This window comes from Pectinatus haikarae, assembly GCF_015732185.1.
Lineage (GTDB): Bacteria > Bacillota > Negativicutes > Selenomonadales > Selenomonadaceae > Pectinatus > Pectinatus haikarae.
Map to the genome: position 1 here is coordinate 1 of NZ_WIQM01000017.1, position 15,596 is coordinate 15,596.

At 41.2% G+C, this 15,596-nt stretch carries 21 protein-coding genes; 19 read left to right on the forward strand and 2 right to left on the reverse strand.

Features of this window, described 5'->3' with window-relative positions; genetic code table 11:
- Positions 1-430 precede the first annotated feature (430 nt).
- From I6758_RS14705 to I6758_RS14780, 17 genes are all read left to right on the forward strand, one after another.
- The gene (locus I6758_RS14705) at positions 431-685 is read left to right on the forward strand and encodes a hypothetical protein (RefSeq protein WP_196595925.1); all 255 of its coding nucleotides are present in this window, start codon (positions 431-433) and stop codon (positions 683-685) included.
- Between the two features lie 187 nt (positions 686-872).
- Complete coding sequence (locus tag I6758_RS14710) at positions 873-1,025, forward strand: hypothetical protein (protein WP_196595927.1); 153 nt, start codon at positions 873-875, stop codon at positions 1,023-1,025.
- 67 nt (positions 1,026-1,092) lie between these two features.
- Positions 1,093-1,218, forward strand: coding sequence for a hypothetical protein (locus tag I6758_RS15110; RefSeq protein ID WP_269140321.1), 126 nt, complete (start codon positions 1,093-1,095; stop codon positions 1,216-1,218).
- Positions 1,219-1,434: a Lar family restriction alleviation protein gene (locus I6758_RS14715; RefSeq protein ID WP_196595928.1), complete on the forward strand. Its 216-nt coding sequence runs from the start codon at positions 1,219-1,221 to the stop codon at positions 1,432-1,434.
- Positions 1,435-1,493: 59 nt separating this feature from the next.
- Positions 1,494-1,907 carry a hypothetical protein gene (locus tag I6758_RS14720; protein WP_196595929.1) on the forward strand — a complete coding sequence of 138 codons (414 nt, stop codon included), beginning with the start codon at positions 1,494-1,496 and terminating at the stop codon, positions 1,905-1,907.
- Complete coding sequence (locus I6758_RS14725; RefSeq protein WP_196595930.1) at positions 1,907-3,064, forward strand: DUF2800 domain-containing protein; 1,158 nt, start codon at positions 1,907-1,909, stop codon at positions 3,062-3,064. Before I6758_RS14720 ends, I6758_RS14725 begins: the two co-directional genes overlap by 1 nt.
- A gap of 16 nt (positions 3,065-3,080) precedes the next feature.
- Positions 3,081-3,656 (forward strand): DUF2815 family protein, encoded by a 576-nt coding sequence (locus tag I6758_RS14730; RefSeq protein WP_196595931.1) that lies wholly within the window; start codon positions 3,081-3,083, stop codon positions 3,654-3,656.
- 64 nt (positions 3,657-3,720) lie between these two features.
- Positions 3,721-5,670, forward strand: a complete 1,950-nt coding sequence (locus I6758_RS14735) for a DNA polymerase (RefSeq protein ID WP_196595932.1) — start codon at positions 3,721-3,723, stop codon at positions 5,668-5,670.
- 5 nt (positions 5,671-5,675) lie between these two features.
- Complete coding sequence (locus tag I6758_RS14740; protein ID WP_196595933.1) at positions 5,676-5,993, forward strand: hypothetical protein; 318 nt, start codon at positions 5,676-5,678, stop codon at positions 5,991-5,993.
- Between the two features lie 12 nt (positions 5,994-6,005).
- Positions 6,006-7,679 (forward strand): PcfJ domain-containing protein, encoded by a 1,674-nt coding sequence (locus tag I6758_RS14745; RefSeq protein WP_196595934.1) that lies wholly within the window; start codon positions 6,006-6,008, stop codon positions 7,677-7,679.
- A gap of 21 nt (positions 7,680-7,700) precedes the next feature.
- On the forward strand, positions 7,701-10,109 hold the full coding sequence (locus tag I6758_RS14750) for a virulence-associated E family protein (protein ID WP_196595935.1): 2,409 nt from the start codon (positions 7,701-7,703) through the stop codon (positions 10,107-10,109).
- Between the two features lie 305 nt (positions 10,110-10,414).
- The gene (locus I6758_RS14755; protein WP_196595936.1) at positions 10,415-10,696 is read left to right on the forward strand and encodes a VRR-NUC domain-containing protein; all 282 of its coding nucleotides are present in this window, start codon (positions 10,415-10,417) and stop codon (positions 10,694-10,696) included.
- Positions 10,686-12,053: a DEAD/DEAH box helicase gene (locus I6758_RS14760; RefSeq protein ID WP_196595941.1), complete on the forward strand. Its 1,368-nt coding sequence runs from the start codon at positions 10,686-10,688 to the stop codon at positions 12,051-12,053. Before I6758_RS14755 ends, I6758_RS14760 begins: the two co-directional genes overlap by 11 nt.
- A 189-nt stretch (positions 12,054-12,242) precedes the next feature.
- The gene (locus I6758_RS14995; protein WP_231038731.1) at positions 12,243-12,755 is read left to right on the forward strand and encodes a dATP/dGTP diphosphohydrolase domain-containing protein; all 513 of its coding nucleotides are present in this window, start codon (positions 12,243-12,245) and stop codon (positions 12,753-12,755) included.
- A 23-nt stretch (positions 12,756-12,778) separates the two neighbouring features.
- On the forward strand, positions 12,779-13,045 hold the full coding sequence (locus I6758_RS14770; RefSeq protein ID WP_196595440.1) for a hypothetical protein: 267 nt from the start codon (positions 12,779-12,781) through the stop codon (positions 13,043-13,045).
- Complete coding sequence (locus I6758_RS14775) at positions 13,042-13,257, forward strand: hypothetical protein (RefSeq protein WP_196595441.1); 216 nt, start codon at positions 13,042-13,044, stop codon at positions 13,255-13,257. The genes I6758_RS14770 and I6758_RS14775 overlap by 4 nt, the downstream gene beginning before the upstream one ends.
- A 41-nt stretch (positions 13,258-13,298) precedes the next feature.
- Complete coding sequence (locus tag I6758_RS14780) at positions 13,299-13,607, forward strand: hypothetical protein (protein ID WP_196595442.1); 309 nt, start codon at positions 13,299-13,301, stop codon at positions 13,605-13,607.
- 157 nt (positions 13,608-13,764) lie between these two features.
- On the opposite strand, the gene I6758_RS14785 is transcribed toward I6758_RS14780, so the two are convergent.
- Complete coding sequence (locus I6758_RS14785; RefSeq protein ID WP_196595443.1) at positions 13,765-14,181, reverse strand: type II toxin-antitoxin system HicB family antitoxin; 417 nt, start codon at positions 14,179-14,181, stop codon at positions 13,765-13,767.
- Between the two features lie 22 nt (positions 14,182-14,203).
- Positions 14,204-14,392 (reverse strand): type II toxin-antitoxin system HicA family toxin, encoded by a 189-nt coding sequence (locus tag I6758_RS14790; RefSeq protein ID WP_196595444.1) that lies wholly within the window; start codon positions 14,390-14,392, stop codon positions 14,204-14,206.
- A gap of 296 nt (positions 14,393-14,688) precedes the next feature.
- Here I6758_RS14790 and I6758_RS14795 point away from each other — a divergent pair, with 296 nt between their 5' ends.
- Entirely contained in the window at positions 14,689-15,210 is a 522-nt protein-coding gene (locus I6758_RS14795; protein ID WP_196605794.1) for a hypothetical protein, read from the forward strand.
- Positions 15,188-15,596: phage terminase large subunit family protein (locus tag I6758_RS14800; protein ID WP_196605989.1), on the forward strand; the 409-nt coding region annotated here is incomplete at its 3' end. The genes I6758_RS14795 and I6758_RS14800, both read left to right, overlap by 23 nt.

Consider the following 15,596-nt stretch of genomic DNA (forward strand, 5'->3'; position numbering starts at 1 on the left):
TATAAAAAAGGATATACAACAAAAGAAAATGAGATGTTAAGAAATTATTTTTAGTTCTTAATGACGAAGAACTTACAATTACTCAAGCAACCTCATTATTACAGATAGCAAAACAAGAAATACTAGAAACCAGATTACGGAATATTAATCGCAGTTCTTAACAATGGCATTCGGATTCATACTATTTAAAATGCGTATTTGCATTTTATCTCCATGACTACAACGATTGCCATTGAAAGCTCCAGCATAGCACCCAATAAAAACTTTTCCGTATGAAGAACAAATTGCAGGTTCAAACAATCACAAGAATAAACCTTTTACCTTCAGTATTTAATTCAATGTTATCACTTAAGCATTCTGGTTTAATAAAATTATCCATAAATAATCACCTCTTTTCTAAGGCGATTATATCACAGAAAGGAGCTGTAACATGCAAAAAGCAATGAGTGCATTAAGTTATGCAAAACACTGCGGGTTACCATACCCAATGGTAAAGCAGTATTGCATAGAAGGCATAATCCCGTGCTTCAAGCAAAAGGTAAGATACTATATTCGCCCGGATATTGCGGATGAAGCACTTGCCAAGTATGAAGCACAAAAATTAGATCCAGAACCTATAAAAGAGGTACACGTATTAAAGCAACCAAAAGATTTTAATTTTTTTGAGGCCTTAAAAAAGGCGTAAGGAAGTTGGTTTAAATGATCCCACATTGTTGGCGCTGCGGGCGAATATTAAAGCCTCCTAATGTGCAGCAGTTAGTGCTATGGAGCGGGCAGTCGGTTATGGTTTGTGCTGATGACCGGAATTGCCCGGCAGTCGTAAATGGCAGCCGGCGGAAATTAAGAGAGCTACAGCGGAAAGGGGTGAGATAGTGAGCGATTTAGTACCGTGCATAGCAAGCTTTACGCTCGGCATCGGCGTGACGCTGATATGGATAGGACTTAAATCCGAAGAGCCAGTAGAGGCGAAAGTAGGCTATAAAAACGAATGCATAGGCTATGACGAAAGGGGAAAAGATAAATAATGTATAGGTCAACAATAATACGAGCTAAGGACCTGCGGGTGCTGGCAAAAATGGAGCTGATAGAAGCATGGCTAAAATCACTGAAACGGTCAAAAAAACTAAAAAAATAATGCGTCACCGTGTACTGATAGCCGATGCAATATTTATTATCTGTATCATCATGGCCGCGGCTGTTGTGCTGGGGGTGCGATAAATGGAAAAACTTAAACCGTGTCCGTTCTGCGGCAGCAGGCCCTTTATTGAGGATGACAGTCGTCCTAATTCTATAAATGATGGTAACGCTTCATGGCATATATTTTGCCCGAATTGTGGGTGCTCGCAAAAGCAAAATCAGGATATTAAAATGGTGGTCGAAAACTGGAACATGAGGGCAGAACACAAAAAAGCCGCTCAGGAGTGCAATCCATGAGCGGTATGAGAAAAAACTTATTCTAAATAAATAATACCACAAAAGGAGATAAAAATCACATGGAAATGCAATTAAATGTAAATATTAGTGCACCTGAACTTGTACAGGCTATAAATAATCTTGCGGGGGCTTTGGCAGGGAAAATTACGGTGCCAGCTGTCGTCGAAGCACCTAAGTCTACCGAAAAAGAAGAAACGGCAGAAGCGCCTAAACAGCATAGAAAAAAAGCAGCGAAACCAGCAGCCGTTAAACCGGAGACTGCGCCGTCGGCAGAAGAACCTTCAGAAACAACCAGCACTGAAAAATCAGAGGACGAATTAAGGACCGAACTTAAAAAACTGGCTGTTGAAAAGGCAAGAGGTGGTAAAAACGGTGAAGTTAAAGCAATAATTGAGTCTACCGGATCCGTAAAACTGTCGGGTATAGCGGCAGACCTGCTGCCGGATGTGCTGGAAAAAGTGAGGGCGTTGTGATGCCAGCGCATGCAATATTAAGCGCATCCGGCAGTAAAAGGTGGCTGGCCTGCCCACCGTCGGCACTTCTGGAAACAAAGTTTCCCGATACTAGTAGCGAAGCCGCAAGGGAAGGTACCTTCGCACATTATGTAGCAGAAAAGATTTTGTCGAACTATTTATCCAAGGAACCATTAATAGAAAACCAGCTGCTCTCTCCTTTAAGAGGCAGAGAATTTTATAGCGAAGATCTGATCGGCTATGTCCGTGAATATACGGATGCGTGCATTGAAAAGATTAATGCCGCTAAGGCTGCCGACACGATGGCAGTTGCTTTCATTGAAGAAAAGTTGGATTTTTCAAAATGGGTACCAAAGGGATTCGGGACCGGTGATTGCGTCATTATCTCAGACGGAATTCTTGAAATTATTGACCTAAAATATGGCAAAGGTGTTCCAGTATCCGCAGAAGGCAACACACAGATGCAGCTCTATGCTCTGGGGGCAATTGACGCATACAACATGCTTTACGATTTTGACCTTGTCCGTATGACTATTGTACAGCCACGGAACGGTGGCGTGTCACAGCAGGAAAAGTCAGTGAAAGAATTGCTGGAATGGGCCTGTGACGTAGTACAGCCGACAGCGGCGCGGGCAATAAAAGGTGAAGGCGAGCTATGCGCTGGTGATCACTGCCAATTCTGCCGGGCAGCTTTAAAATGTAAAACCTACTCAGACTACTGCATGGAAATTGCAAAGCTCGAATTTGGAGGGGCGAACCTGCTGGACGATGAAGACATCGTTTTAGTTCTGGAGCGTGTTGATCATTTAGTTAGCTACGCTAAAAAAATAAAAGAATTTGCCTTAGGGGAAGCCCTAAACGGCAAGAAATGGACCGGTTTTAAAATTGTTGAAGGTAAAAGCAGACGAGTATACTCCGATGATAGCAAAGTCGCTGACACGCTGAAAACTGCTGGTTATAAAACAGACCAGATATTTAAGCCTAAAGAACTGCTGGGGCTCACTGAAATGCAGAAACTTTTAACCAAAAAGAAATTTGATACTTTGTTATCAGACCTTATCACAAAACCTGCCGGCAAGCCCGCTTTGGTGCCAGCAACCGATAAAAGGCCGGAGTATAACCCGGTGGAAGCTGATTTTAAAAATTTAATGGAATGAAAGAGGTAATTATATTATGAAAGAAACATCAAAAACCAGAACAGTATTACAGAACGTCCGTTTATCCTACGCCCACATTTGGGAGCCGGCAGAAGACCTGAACGGTAATCTCAAATACAGTGTATCACTTATAATCCCGAAGGACGATAAAGCCAATCTGGCACGTATCAAGAAAGCCATTGAGGCAGCCAAGATCGAGGGTAAATCCAAGCTGGCCAATAAAAAAGGTGTTATCCCATCAAACATAGATTTACCTGTCAGGGATGGTGATGTAGACCGTGCGGACGATGAAAACTATGCCGGTTGCTATTATCTAAATGCCAAAGCCTATCCTGATCACGCTCCTAAAATTGTTGACCATAAGTGTGAACCTGTCATGGACCAGAGCGAGGTTTATTCCGGCTGCTATGCCCATGTATCGGTAAACTTTTTTGCCTACAACAAAAACGGCAACTCCGGTGTAAGCGTTGGCTTAGGCAACATCATGAAATATAAAGACGGTGAACCATTATCCGGTGGTGCGTCCGCAGAAGAAGATTTTGCGGATTTGATCAGCGACGAAGATGAATCGGCAGACAACTTTTTAAATTAAACTTTGACCGACAACAGCAAAAGCCCGCGTGTTATATGCGGGCTTAAAAATTAGGGATGATGTCATGGATACACTAGCGATAGATATTGAAACGTACAGTGACTTAGATATTAAAAAAGTTGGCGGTTATAAATACGCCGAAAACTGCGAAATACTTTTATTTGGTTTTGCCTTTAATGATGCACCGGTCAAAGTGATAGACCTGACAAAAGATAAGTTGCCCGGCGAATTATGCGAAATATTAAACAATCCGCTTGTCTTAAAAACAGCCTACAATGCCCAATTTGAGCGCACAGTGTTAAGTCATTATCTGGAGCGCGCAACATTTTTACCCGCCACACAGTGGGCCTGCACTATGGTATTATCGCTTACACTCGGGATGCCGGGAAGCCTGGAACGAGATTCAAAGGTCTTAAATTTATCAGAGGATGAAGCTAAATTGTCAACGGGCAAAAGCCTTATACAGTACTTTTGTAAGCCATGCAGGCCGACAAAGACAAACGGAGGCAGGGTTAGAAATATGCCGGAACATGCGCCGGATCGCTGGCGGCAGTTTATAGAGTACAACCGCCGGGACGTTGAAACAGAGCGCATTATCCGTAAAAAGATGGAACGCTTTAAATTAAAAAAATCCGAACAAAAATTATACGCACTTGACCAGCAGATAAATGATCGCGGTGTAAAGATTGATATTAACTTAGTCGAAAAAGCCATAAAAGCTGACACGGAGTTTAGCAAAAAGATAAGCAGCGAGGCTGTCAGAATATCAGGCTTGGCAAACCCCAACAGCGGGGAACAGCTGAAACGCTGGATTGAAAAGCAGGAAGGTTTTTTCCCGGCATCGATAACAAAAAATAATATTGCTGAAGTAAAAGAAAAATGCCGGAGTTCGGCAGTCAGAAAAATGCTTGACTTGAAAATGCTTTTATCAAAAACCTCCGTAAAAAAATATACAGCTATGGAAATTGCCCGCTGCAACGATGGTCGGGTGCATGGACTTTTACAGTTTTACGGGGCAAACCGGACTGGCCGTTGGGCCGGTCGGCTCGTGCAGGTGCAGAATTTACCACGTAATTCAATGCCCGATTTGGACGATGCGAGAACACTTTTAAAGATCGACGGTGAGCTGCTGGAAATGCTTTATGACAATATACCTGATGTCTTGTCGCAGCTTATCAGGACCGCTTTTATACCAAAGGTTGGATGTACCTTTATAGTAGCTGACTTTTCAGCGATTGAAGCAAGAGTCATAGCTTGGCTGGCTAATGAAAAATGGCGATTAAAGGTATTTGCAGACGGTGGGGATATTTACTGCGCATCAGCCACGCAGATGTTTAAAGTGCCGGTTGTAAAGCATGGTGTAAACGGCGAGCTACGACAAAAAGGTAAAATCGCAGAACTTGCTCTTGGCTATCAAGGCTCTGTTGGTGCACTTAAAAAAATGGGCGCCGACAAGATGGGCCTGTCAGACGATGAGCTGGTTGAAATAGTTGCAAAATGGCGTAAAGCCAGCCCGAACATTGTCCGGTTTTGGTATGACGTTGAGAATGCCGCCAAAAAAGCAATCAATGCAAAAATGTTTGTGAAGCTGCCAATGCATCATTTAACAATGAGATATGAAGCAGGAATGCTACGGATTGAACTGCCGTCCGGCAGAATAATATCTTACGTGCGCCCACGAATCGAGAAAAACAAACAGGGCAGGGATGCAATAACCTACGAAGGCATCGAGCAGGCAAGCAAAAACTGGGGCAGACTGGAAACCTACGGCGGCAAACTGGTTGAAAACATTGTACAGGCAACGGCGAGAGATTGTTTAGCCGTTGCAATGCGCAGGCTTGACCAGCATGATTTTAAAATTATCATGCACGTGCATGACGAGGTGATCATAGAACACGAAGATCCTAATGCATTAAAGGCAGCCTGCGATATCATGGGCCAGCCGATAGACTGGGCGCCAGGACTGCTGTTAAATGCCGACGGATATACAACAAATTATTATAAAAAGGACTGATTCTTATGGAAATAGCTAACCAAATGAAACAACAGTTAAAGGTTTTGGATGATTTGAAAAAATTGCAGGATGAAGCAGAAAAAGAAAAATTGTTTGGCAATGCTACAGATGAAGACAGACAGCATTTAAAAAATTACTGCGCCGATATGATTCGCGCTTGCGATACCGCTATTGAGCTTGAACGGGTTTTAGAAGAAAAGAAAAAGGCTGAAGACGCTAAAAGGGAAGCCGAAAATAAAAAAGCTGCGTCTGAAAAAGCAAAAAAAACTGTCAGCAAACCAAAGCCGGCTGAACCAGATGATGATTTAAGCTTTTTAGATTGAGGTGGTAAAAAAATGTTGCTTGGATATGTGAATATACCGCAGATGTTTACGTTTTATACAGCTTACATGGATGAAATCGATTATGAAAGTGGAAGTATGCCTGCTATTCATTACTGCCCCGCATGCGGGCAGGAGTTTAGCGCAAGATGGGCAGTAATGCATAATATGGTGGGCTACACTTATACCAATGATAAAGAAGTCTTCTGCCCTAACTGTGGTACGCTGCATAACCGCAGAGGTTTTCGCAGGGATAACAAAAATGTACTTTGTCTTGGACGGAAAGATACTGTCCCGGTTAATATGCTGATAAAGCTTGAAGAATTTAAATATGGCTTGAGATTAACCGCATCCGGGGCAGAGATTACACCGGACGAAATGGGTTCAATGCTCTGGTATAAAAAGCATTACAACGAAACCATAACCTTCGACATAAATAAACGGAAAACCGTATTTAAAAAAGGAAGTATGGAAATAGAGCTGGGGAACCCGTTTGATCCTGAATTTGCTGATAACTCTAACCTTAGATACCTGTATGGCCATACCTGCATCAACAAATACCACAGCCAAATGCTTGACCTGTTAAAAAAGCTACGGACTGGCATTTGCAAGGCTTTAACAAAAAAGCTTAATCACAATATAGGTTCAATGTATCGCCCATATGGCTCGGATAATGGCCCTTTTATATATTCGGTGATAAATATTGCCTACCGCATGATCTGCGTTGATGCACCCAACCTGTCAAACAGGTACCTGCATGACTACAGGAAAGCCGATAATGAAGCACCTATATACTGCCCGGCAGACGAAAAATTCTTTGCCAAAAAATTTAATTGCATCCGGAAGGCAAGGGACACCATATCTGCCTTTATCGAAATTGCCGGGCTGCCCGACAAGCGGGCATTTAGAAGGATACTAGCAAAAGAACCTCTTGACTGGTGGCTTTTATCGGATATATACAAAACTTTTAATCAAAATATTGATGATACAGTGACGATTTATAATCACTGCACAGAACAAAAATGCAATGGCTACAGTTATTACTATCTTGACTGCAAGGATATCTTGCTAAATGCGGCTGAAATAAGCCAATATTACTCAAAAGATGATGTTGTAAAACTTTTTAAAAGCTCGGTTAAAACCGGCGCCAGACATGATCCTTATATACTTACCGATACAGCCCGACTGCTGCATTATATGAGCGAAAAGGTAAAGCAGAAATTTAATATAGTAAAGCCCTCAATCGCTACAGCGCATGACTGGCTGTCGGCGGAGCAATGGAAAGAAGAACATAAAATGATACCTTTTGATATTGATAATCCGCTATGCCGTCGCCTGGCCATGCAGTCAGACCGGATAAAATTTTTTCTGCCAGGTACCTCTTTTGATTTATACACCGCGGGCAAAAAACTTAAAAACTGTGTGGGGTCATACGTAGACGAGGTTAAAAATAAAGAAACGCAGATAGTTTTGGTATCCGATGATAAAGGCAAATTAGTTGTATGCATAGAGGTTAAAAATAATAAAGTCGAACAGGCTAAATTATTTGCAAATAAATGCGTGTCTACGGATCCGCTGTTAAACGCAGAAGTGATTGACTGGGCTATAAAGGCGAAAATAGACTGGCAAGGCTGCAGCGATATCAAGCAGAGAGATAACTATTTGATGCCTTTACCGGCTGCCGTATGACCATGAAGGAAGGTGTACAACATGCAGGCAAGCGAAAAGCCGGCAGTCTCAACAATAAAACATGACGGTGAAATTAATATCGCCGTTGGTCATAGCCGAAAATCCAAAGCCTGGAAAAATAAAACGCTGTTCTGGTCGGCGCTTGTCAAAAAACTCAGTGAGACAAAATGGACTAACGAAACAGCAGCGGAATACCGAAAATTATCTAAAATAAAGCAGGATGAAATAAAGGATATAGGCGGTTTTGTAGGCGGTACCTTAAAAGGCGGCCGCCGTACCGCTGATAACGTGGGATGGCGTCAGATAATCACGCTTGATGCTGATTTCGCGGATAACGATTTTTGGGATAACGTTGCTATTGGGATCGGTGGCTGCAGCGCACTTGTTTACAGCACGCACAAACACACTCCGGAAAAGCCAAGGCTGCGATTGGTATTACCACTGTCACGCAGTGTAAACCCTGACGAATATCAGGCGATAGCCAGAAAAATCGCGGACAATATCAATATCGACGTTTTTGACGATACTACTTATCAGCCACACAGGCTGATGTATTTTCCGAGTACCCCGGCCGACGGCGAGTTTTATTTTAAGTTTTATGACGGCCCGTGGTTTGACGCCGATAAATGCCTTGGCAGTTATCCAGACTGGACAGACCAGAGTTTCTGGCCAACCAGCTCGCGGCTTACCGATGCAATAAAAAAGCACGCTGCCAAGCAGGAAGATCCGTTGACCAAAAAAGGCATTATAGGTGCTTTCTGCCGGACCTACACAATACAGGAGGTTATAACAAAATTCTTGTCTGATGTTTATGAACCATGCGGAGCAGATGACAGATACACTTACAAAGAAGGGTCAACGAGTGCCGGGGCAATCGTGTATGATAGTAAATTTTTGTACTCGCACCACAGTACAGATCCTATCAGTGAAATGCTGGTAAATGCTTTTGATCTTGTCCGGATACACAAGTTTCGCAGTATGGACGAAGACGCGTCGGAAAACACAAAAACAGTCAGCCTGCCGAGTTACAAAGCTATGCAGCGTTTAGCGGCTGATGACGATAAAACCAAAATATTAATAGGTCAGGAGCGATTAGCAGAGGCGCAGACTGATTTTAAAAATGTAAAAACCGATGATGGGGAATGGCTAAAAAAGCTTGATATTAACAAGTGGGGCGCCTATGAAAATACCCCGAAGAATGTAAAAGTGATTTTGGAGCATGATCCTAATTTAAAAAATTGTCTTGGTATGGATAATTTTGCTCATAGGTGGGTGTTTTTAAGCAGCCTGCCATGGCACGACAAAAGCAAAAGTGCAATATGGCGCAACGAAGACGATAGTATACTGCGAAACTATTTAAGCGATGTCTATGACATATCCGGCAAGGATATTATAAATGACGCACTTGTTGAGGTTGTTGACAGACACAGCTTTCATCCAATAAAAGAGTATATAAAAAAGCTGCAATGGGACGGCACGCCGCGCCTTGAAACGCTGTTTATAGACTGTCTGGGAGCGCAGGACACGCCATTTAACAGAACTATTACCCGTAAAACCTTAGTGGCGGCAATAGCACGGATTCTAAGCCCCGGCTGCAAGTTTGACTATGTATTGACCTTTATCGGGGCGCAGGGAATAGGCAAGAGTTACATACTAAAAAAACTTGCCGGTAAATGGTGCTCAGACAGCCTGACAACTCTTTCCGGCAAGGAGGCAATGGAAGCGGTGCAAGGGTTCTGGATTATAGAACTTGCAGAATTATCGGCTCTTAGAAAATCGGAACTGGAAGCCACAAAGCAGTTTATAACTAAGCAGGAAGACAGCTTTAGACCTGCATATGGCAGGCGCACAGAGCAGTATCCAAGGCAGTGTATATTTATTGCCACAACAAACGAAAATGATTTTATACGGGACCAGACGGGTGGCCGCCGCTGGTGGCCGATGATAGTAGATAAGGGCAGCGCCAAGCGTACTGTAAAGGATTTGACGCAGGATGAGATAGATCAGGTATGGGCTGAAGCCAAGCACTTTTATGACAAGAGAGAAGAGCTATATCTGCCGGATAACATGGAAATTATAGCAAAAGAACTACAGGAGTCACACACAGAATCAAGCCCGCTGGCAGGCATGATAAGCGAATATCTTGATAAGCTGCTTCCGGAGAACTGGGAAAGCATTGATATAGGCGAAAGACGGGCATTTATTAATGATGATGGCTTTACATCTGAACTTAAGGGAACTGTACAGCGGGACCGCGTTTGTGCGTTAGAGATATGGATAGAACTACTGAATGGCGATCCCAAACGGCTTGACAGGTTAAAAGCAAATGAGATAAACAGCATTTTACGCAAAATGCCGGGCTGGGAGTCAGTAAGTTGTGTTAGATTTGGAAAAATATACGGGCGACAAAGAGGATTTATACGAAAATAAGATGTCAACAAGAGGTGTCAACAACCTTTATATTGTTGACAAAAAGTTTACAAGTTTACAAAAATATTAAATTTATCAATTTAAAAAATGTCAACAAATGACAACAAACTTTTTAGATTGCTGACGCACTTTGTTTACGCCACATACCAATAAAGACAAAGACAAATTAGAATTGTCAACAAAGTAAACAAAATATATATATTAAAAGTAGAAAGTTAAAATAATACATACATATGTACATATACGTTTTAACTTTCGATATACGTTACGCGCGAGAAAAAAGTTTGTTTACAGGGGATAAAAAAATGCTTGAAAGAGACCTGGAACATAAATTTAAAAAGGAGGTACAGAAACGACTAAATGCGTTTGTCTGGAAATTTGTCAGTCCGGGAATTGCAGGAGTGCCGGACAGATTGGTAATCCTGCCGAATGGCAGATGCATTTTTGCAGAGCTGAAAAAAGAGGGTGAAACATTACGCCCTTTACAGCTTTACCGCAGGCAGCAGTTACAAAAAATGGGTATGGCTGTCTGGGTTATCGACAGCAATGAAAAAATACGGGAGTTTATAAATGCCTATAAAGTATGAACCGCGGAATTATCAGGAGTACTCAAAGAATCGAATAATCGACACGCCGGCCATAGCATTAATGCTTGACATGGGGATGGGCAAAACAGTGTCCACATTGTCAGCGGTGGAAGATTTGATGTATGACCGCTTTGATATCAGAAAAGTTTTGGTTATTGCACCGCTGCGAGTTGCACAGACAACATGGATTGATGAGTGTGATAAATGGCGGCATACCAGTTATTTAAAAATATCTGTCGTAGTCGGGGATTTAAAAGATCGCACAGCGGCGTTAAACCAAAAAGCTGATATTTACACGATAAACCGGGAAAACGTACAATGGCTTGTAAACTATTATGGACGTAACTGGCCATTTGACATGATTGTGATTGATGAGTCATCAAGCTTTAAAAATCCACAGGCTAAACGATTTAAAGAGCTAAAAAAAGTCAGGCCACTAGCTAAACGGGTTGTTGAGCTTACCGGGACGCCAAGGCCAAACGGGCTGATGGATTTATGGAGTCAGATATATCTTTTGGACCGTGGTGAGCGGTTAGGCCGGACAATAACAGCCTACCGGGATAAATATTTCACGCCGGGAAAACGTGACGGCCATATTGTTTACAGCTGGGAGCCGAAGCCGGCAGCAGAAAAAGAAATATATCACCGGATAAGTGATATCTGTATCAGCCTTAAAAGTGAGGATTATATAAAACTGCCACCCATAATCTATAACGAGGTAAAAATAGATCTGCCAGCTGGTGTAATAAAAAAATATGAGGCTATGGAAAAGGATTTGATCATAGCCATGGGCGATAAGGTTGTAACCGCTAGCAATGCGGCTGCCCTGACAAATAAATTGTTGCAGATGGCCAGCGGTGCAGTTTATGACGAGGATAAAAACATAATCCGGCTGCATGATTCAAAAATAAATGCCTTATCCGAAATTGTGGACTGTAACGAAGGAAAAAACATAATGGTGTTCTATTACTTCAAACACGATTTAAAACGTCTTAAAAGGGCATTTCCGACAGCGAGAGAGCTATCCACAGTTAACGATATACGTGACTGGAACAACGGAAAAATAAAAATGGTTTTAGTGCAGCCTGCCTCCGCGGGGCATGGATTGAATTTACAGCATGGTGGCAGCATAGTAGTCTGGTTCAGTCTTAACTGGAACCTTGAGCTATACCAGCAGGCCAATAAGCGCCTGCATCGTCCGGGGCAGAAAAATACAGTCGTTATAAACCTGCTGATCGCAAAAGGTACAAAAGATGAGGATGTAATAAAGGCATTGCGGTTAAAAGATAAAGGTCAAAAATATATGCTTGAAGCTATAAAAGCAAAAATTGATAAATATAAAATTGGAGAAATATAAAGCATGATAAAAATAGAAAGTCAGAATAAGGGGATGCCGCTATGGTGTGCAAACTGCAAAAGTGAATATGATGTTAAACTTATAAGCTTACAAAATTCCGAAATTGATAGAAATATAATTCCACTGTGTAGGGATTGTCGTAAAAATTTGATGGAATTGTTAATGTGTGATTTGGAGAGTGATAACAATATGGAACGCGGGAATTATATGAGTATTGATAGGGTTAAGAGGTTTTCAGGCATAGTAAGTATACCGCCAGAGCAAATTAAATGCCGTGAACCTAAACCACCAGTCAGGCCATCGTGTGTGACAAAACATAAAAATCCTGCTGGCTTTACACCAAAACCGGTACCCGAGGTAAAACAGGCTGTGGATGAGCTGGTTGAGCGGGTAAATAAAGCGTTTCCGGAGGACAATATAAAGCCTGCTGACACAGTGAGTAAACCTGTATATCCGCAGGACAACGAAGAAAATGAATACCGCTATATTAATGCTAAATGGCTTGATGAAATTGCAACCGGATTAACCGCAGGAATTAAAAAACATCCCGGAGAAACATGGCATGATATCCCGGTCAATGAACATCTTGCAAGAGCGTTTAGACATATAAATCTCATGCGTATAGGTGATAGATCGGATAATCATATAATAAACGCGTCAATGCGGCTGATGATGGCATATGTAGTTGACAGGAATAAATAAACTTAAACGGAGGAATAAAGAAAATGAAATTATTATCACGAACAGAGAATTACACACTTAAAATAGCAGAAGCTATTGCAGCCTGTGCTGATAAGGATACAGATTATTATATTGGTGAACCACTCACAAACGATAACCTAACAGATTTTTTTACAGCGTTATTATGTGCCTATATGTTTACCTTAAACAGGGTAACAGGTCAGGAAAATGATCTACTAGATATCATCGCAATAGCTAATAAATTGGCATTTCAGTATATAAAAACAAGTGATGAGGAGTCTGACGAATGATAGACGAAATCTTAGAATCGTATGAAATGCGTGCAAAGGCAGCTGAAGAAAAAGCTCAAAACTATGAAGCAGCGCTAAATCGTGCTATATATGTGATTATAGAAAACGCGAACCACACTTGCAAAGGCTGCCCGCTAAAGGGCTCTGGGCTGCCACGAAATCAGAATAGCTGCCGAAATAGATTAATCGAATATTTCACAAATCGTGACTAAATTGTAAGCACCAATGAATAATAACATAAACGAGGTAAGCAATGAGTAAAAAAATAATGTGTCCTATTTGCCTTAGTACAAAAGGTGAATACCATGAAATGATATATAAACCAGACGGATATTTTAAATGTCCGCACTGCAAGTCTGAAGTTTGGCCAAACCAATTACCGCCCGATGAACTTGAAGTATTTTATGGGGAAATGGCTAAGACACACTACTCTACGGATGCATTGCCTGCGGGTGAAGCATTGAAAGGTAGAGGAGGCAGCGGAAACGGGAAAAAGCATAAGGCTAAATCTGATAAACCAAGTACGACAAAGCTTTATAAGCAGCTTTTTAAAGAGACTTGACATTTGACAGAAAGTAAATTACAATAAAATAGATTTGTATACCTATTTTTAAATCAATAACAATTCAACACATCGGGTCGTCTGAGAAATCAGGCGGCCTTTTATTATGCAAAAAAATAGCGCTATCATATACTGATGGCGCTAGAATACTATTTATTTAACCTATATATGGAGGTTTACGAATGCCCAAGTGATGCTTTAAAGATTCTTGTAAAATATGTGAGTAATTTACATGATGTTTTTCTGCGGCATCATTGAGCCATTTTGGAATCGTTAAAGTTTTTTTAACAGATTTATTTGCCATTTCATCTCTGACAAGCGGCATCCAAACCTCAACTAGATTTACGAAGGCATTATCAGGGAGAGTTACCTTATGAGGAGAGGTAGCGGCAGGAATTTTTTCACCATCTTCTTCTAAACCGTAAAGGTGTAATTCTAAAGCTTCTTTAGCAGCTGATAATGATTCTTCTACAGTTTCACCGCTGGTAACGATACCGGGTAAATCGGGAAATGTTATGCAATATCCATGCTGTTCACCTGGTTCGAAGATTGCTGGGAATATATATCTATCCATTTCAAACTCCTTTCAGGGGCTATTAAAGCCCCGCTTGTTTTAATATACTTTTTATTACTTTAGGGTCTAAATCTTTTTTAGGATGTTGTACCGTTACTAATCCTTTTTTAGTGGGGTGTTTAAGCTGACGATGGTCACCACGAGTTCTTACTATATACCATCCATCCGCAAGTAGTATTTTCAAAATCTCTCTTGATGAATAGCCTTTCATGTTTTCCCTCCCTATGTTTATATTATAGCACGTGTTGTAATACGTGTCAATATAAAGAATAAATATTTTAGCGTATCAGCAATGCTGGTGCGCTTTTTCTTATATCTCAGTGTAGATAAGTAATAATTGTTATTTATTACGTAATTAGATAATTAACAATTATTACTTGTTGAATGCTATTAAGGTACTTCCAGCAAATCGGCGCGCCGCAAGGGTCGCGAAGCCCCCGGCGCTTTTTTAGATATGAAGTTTTTTTAAGCCTTGTTTGTACACTTGGCTTAAGCGAAGGTGATAAAATGAAAATTTCACGTGATTTAAAAAAATTAACAACTACCCAAACAGAAATGGCAAAAATACTTGGAATTACTCAACAGCGGGTTAGTCAACTCATAAAAGATGGGGTAGTAGTTCGCGATAAAACTAACGCTGTCTTGGTAATTGAAACATTGAAGAATTATTACAAGGTGCATAGTGATAGCGAAGCCAGCGAAAAAGACATCCAACTTGATCATGAACGTGCGATTCATGAAAGGGTAAAACGTGAAATTTCCGAAATAAAATTAGCTGAAACCAGAAATGAAGTTCACAAAACTGAAGACATAGAAGTTATGTTTGGCAGCATATTTACAATTTTTAAAAGACGTATGCTTACAATTCCTCATAAATTTGCAAAATTGCTTATTGATAAATCTCCAGATGAAATTAACAGTATGCTTGAAAAAGAAGTTAAAGCGGCACTCGTTGAGTTATCATCTGCTGACTTATCTCAAATAGGATCTTATGGTGGTGAGGGTGATGATACCGAAGAAGACGGTTGATTTATTTCAACGTTTGCTAAAAATGGTGGCACCACCGCCAAGTATGAGTGTGGGGGAATGGGCAGGCTCCTATCGATTTATACCTGATGAATATGGTGCTGAACCCGGGCCATGGGATTTAAGCCGCGCTTCATACCAAGAACCTATTATGGATTCTTTCACAGATAAAGGTGTCCATAAAGTTGTGGCCATGCTTGCGGCACAACTAGGAAAGTCAGAAATTCTTTTTAATGTTCTTGGTAGATACATACATTTGGATCCGTGCCCTATGCTTATGGTTCAGCCAACAATAGAGGATTCAAGAGATTGGTCAAAAGAACGTTTTTACGCCACAGTTTCGAAAACCCCTGTGCTTGCTCAACGCATCCATGAACAAAAATCAAGAA

Coding starts and splice junctions, on each gene's coding strand:
- I6758_RS14705 (WP_196595925.1), top strand. CDS start 431: ATGCAAAAAGCAATGAGTGCATTAAGTTATGCAAAACACTGCGGGTTA.
- I6758_RS15110 (WP_269140321.1), top strand. CDS start 1,093: ATGGCTAAAATCACTGAAACGGTCAAAAAAACTAAAAAAATAATGCGT.
- I6758_RS14715 (WP_196595928.1), top strand. CDS start 1,219: ATGGAAAAACTTAAACCGTGTCCGTTCTGCGGCAGCAGGCCCTTTATT.
- I6758_RS14720 (WP_196595929.1), top strand. CDS start 1,494: ATGGAAATGCAATTAAATGTAAATATTAGTGCACCTGAACTTGTACAG.
- I6758_RS14725 (WP_196595930.1), top strand. CDS start 1,907: ATGCCAGCGCATGCAATATTAAGCGCATCCGGCAGTAAAAGGTGGCTG.
- I6758_RS14730 (WP_196595931.1), top strand. CDS start 3,081: ATGAAAGAAACATCAAAAACCAGAACAGTATTACAGAACGTCCGTTTA.
- I6758_RS14735 (WP_196595932.1), top strand. CDS start 3,721: ATGGATACACTAGCGATAGATATTGAAACGTACAGTGACTTAGATATT.
- I6758_RS14740 (WP_196595933.1), top strand. CDS start 5,676: ATGGAAATAGCTAACCAAATGAAACAACAGTTAAAGGTTTTGGATGAT.
- I6758_RS14745 (WP_196595934.1), top strand. CDS start 6,006: ATGTTGCTTGGATATGTGAATATACCGCAGATGTTTACGTTTTATACA.
- I6758_RS14750 (WP_196595935.1), top strand. CDS start 7,701: ATGCAGGCAAGCGAAAAGCCGGCAGTCTCAACAATAAAACATGACGGT.
- I6758_RS14755 (WP_196595936.1), top strand. CDS start 10,415: ATGCTTGAAAGAGACCTGGAACATAAATTTAAAAAGGAGGTACAGAAA.
- I6758_RS14995 (WP_231038731.1), top strand. CDS start 12,243: ATGGAACGCGGGAATTATATGAGTATTGATAGGGTTAAGAGGTTTTCA.
- I6758_RS14770 (WP_196595440.1), top strand. CDS start 12,779: ATGAAATTATTATCACGAACAGAGAATTACACACTTAAAATAGCAGAA.
- I6758_RS14775 (WP_196595441.1), top strand. CDS start 13,042: ATGATAGACGAAATCTTAGAATCGTATGAAATGCGTGCAAAGGCAGCT.
- I6758_RS14780 (WP_196595442.1), top strand. CDS start 13,299: ATGAGTAAAAAAATAATGTGTCCTATTTGCCTTAGTACAAAAGGTGAA.
- I6758_RS14785 (WP_196595443.1), bottom strand. CDS start 14,181: ATGGATAGATATATATTCCCAGCAATCTTCGAACCAGGTGAACAGCAT.
- I6758_RS14790 (WP_196595444.1), bottom strand. CDS start 14,392: ATGAAAGGCTATTCATCAAGAGAGATTTTGAAAATACTACTTGCGGAT.
- I6758_RS14795 (WP_196605794.1), top strand. CDS start 14,689: ATGAAAATTTCACGTGATTTAAAAAAATTAACAACTACCCAAACAGAA.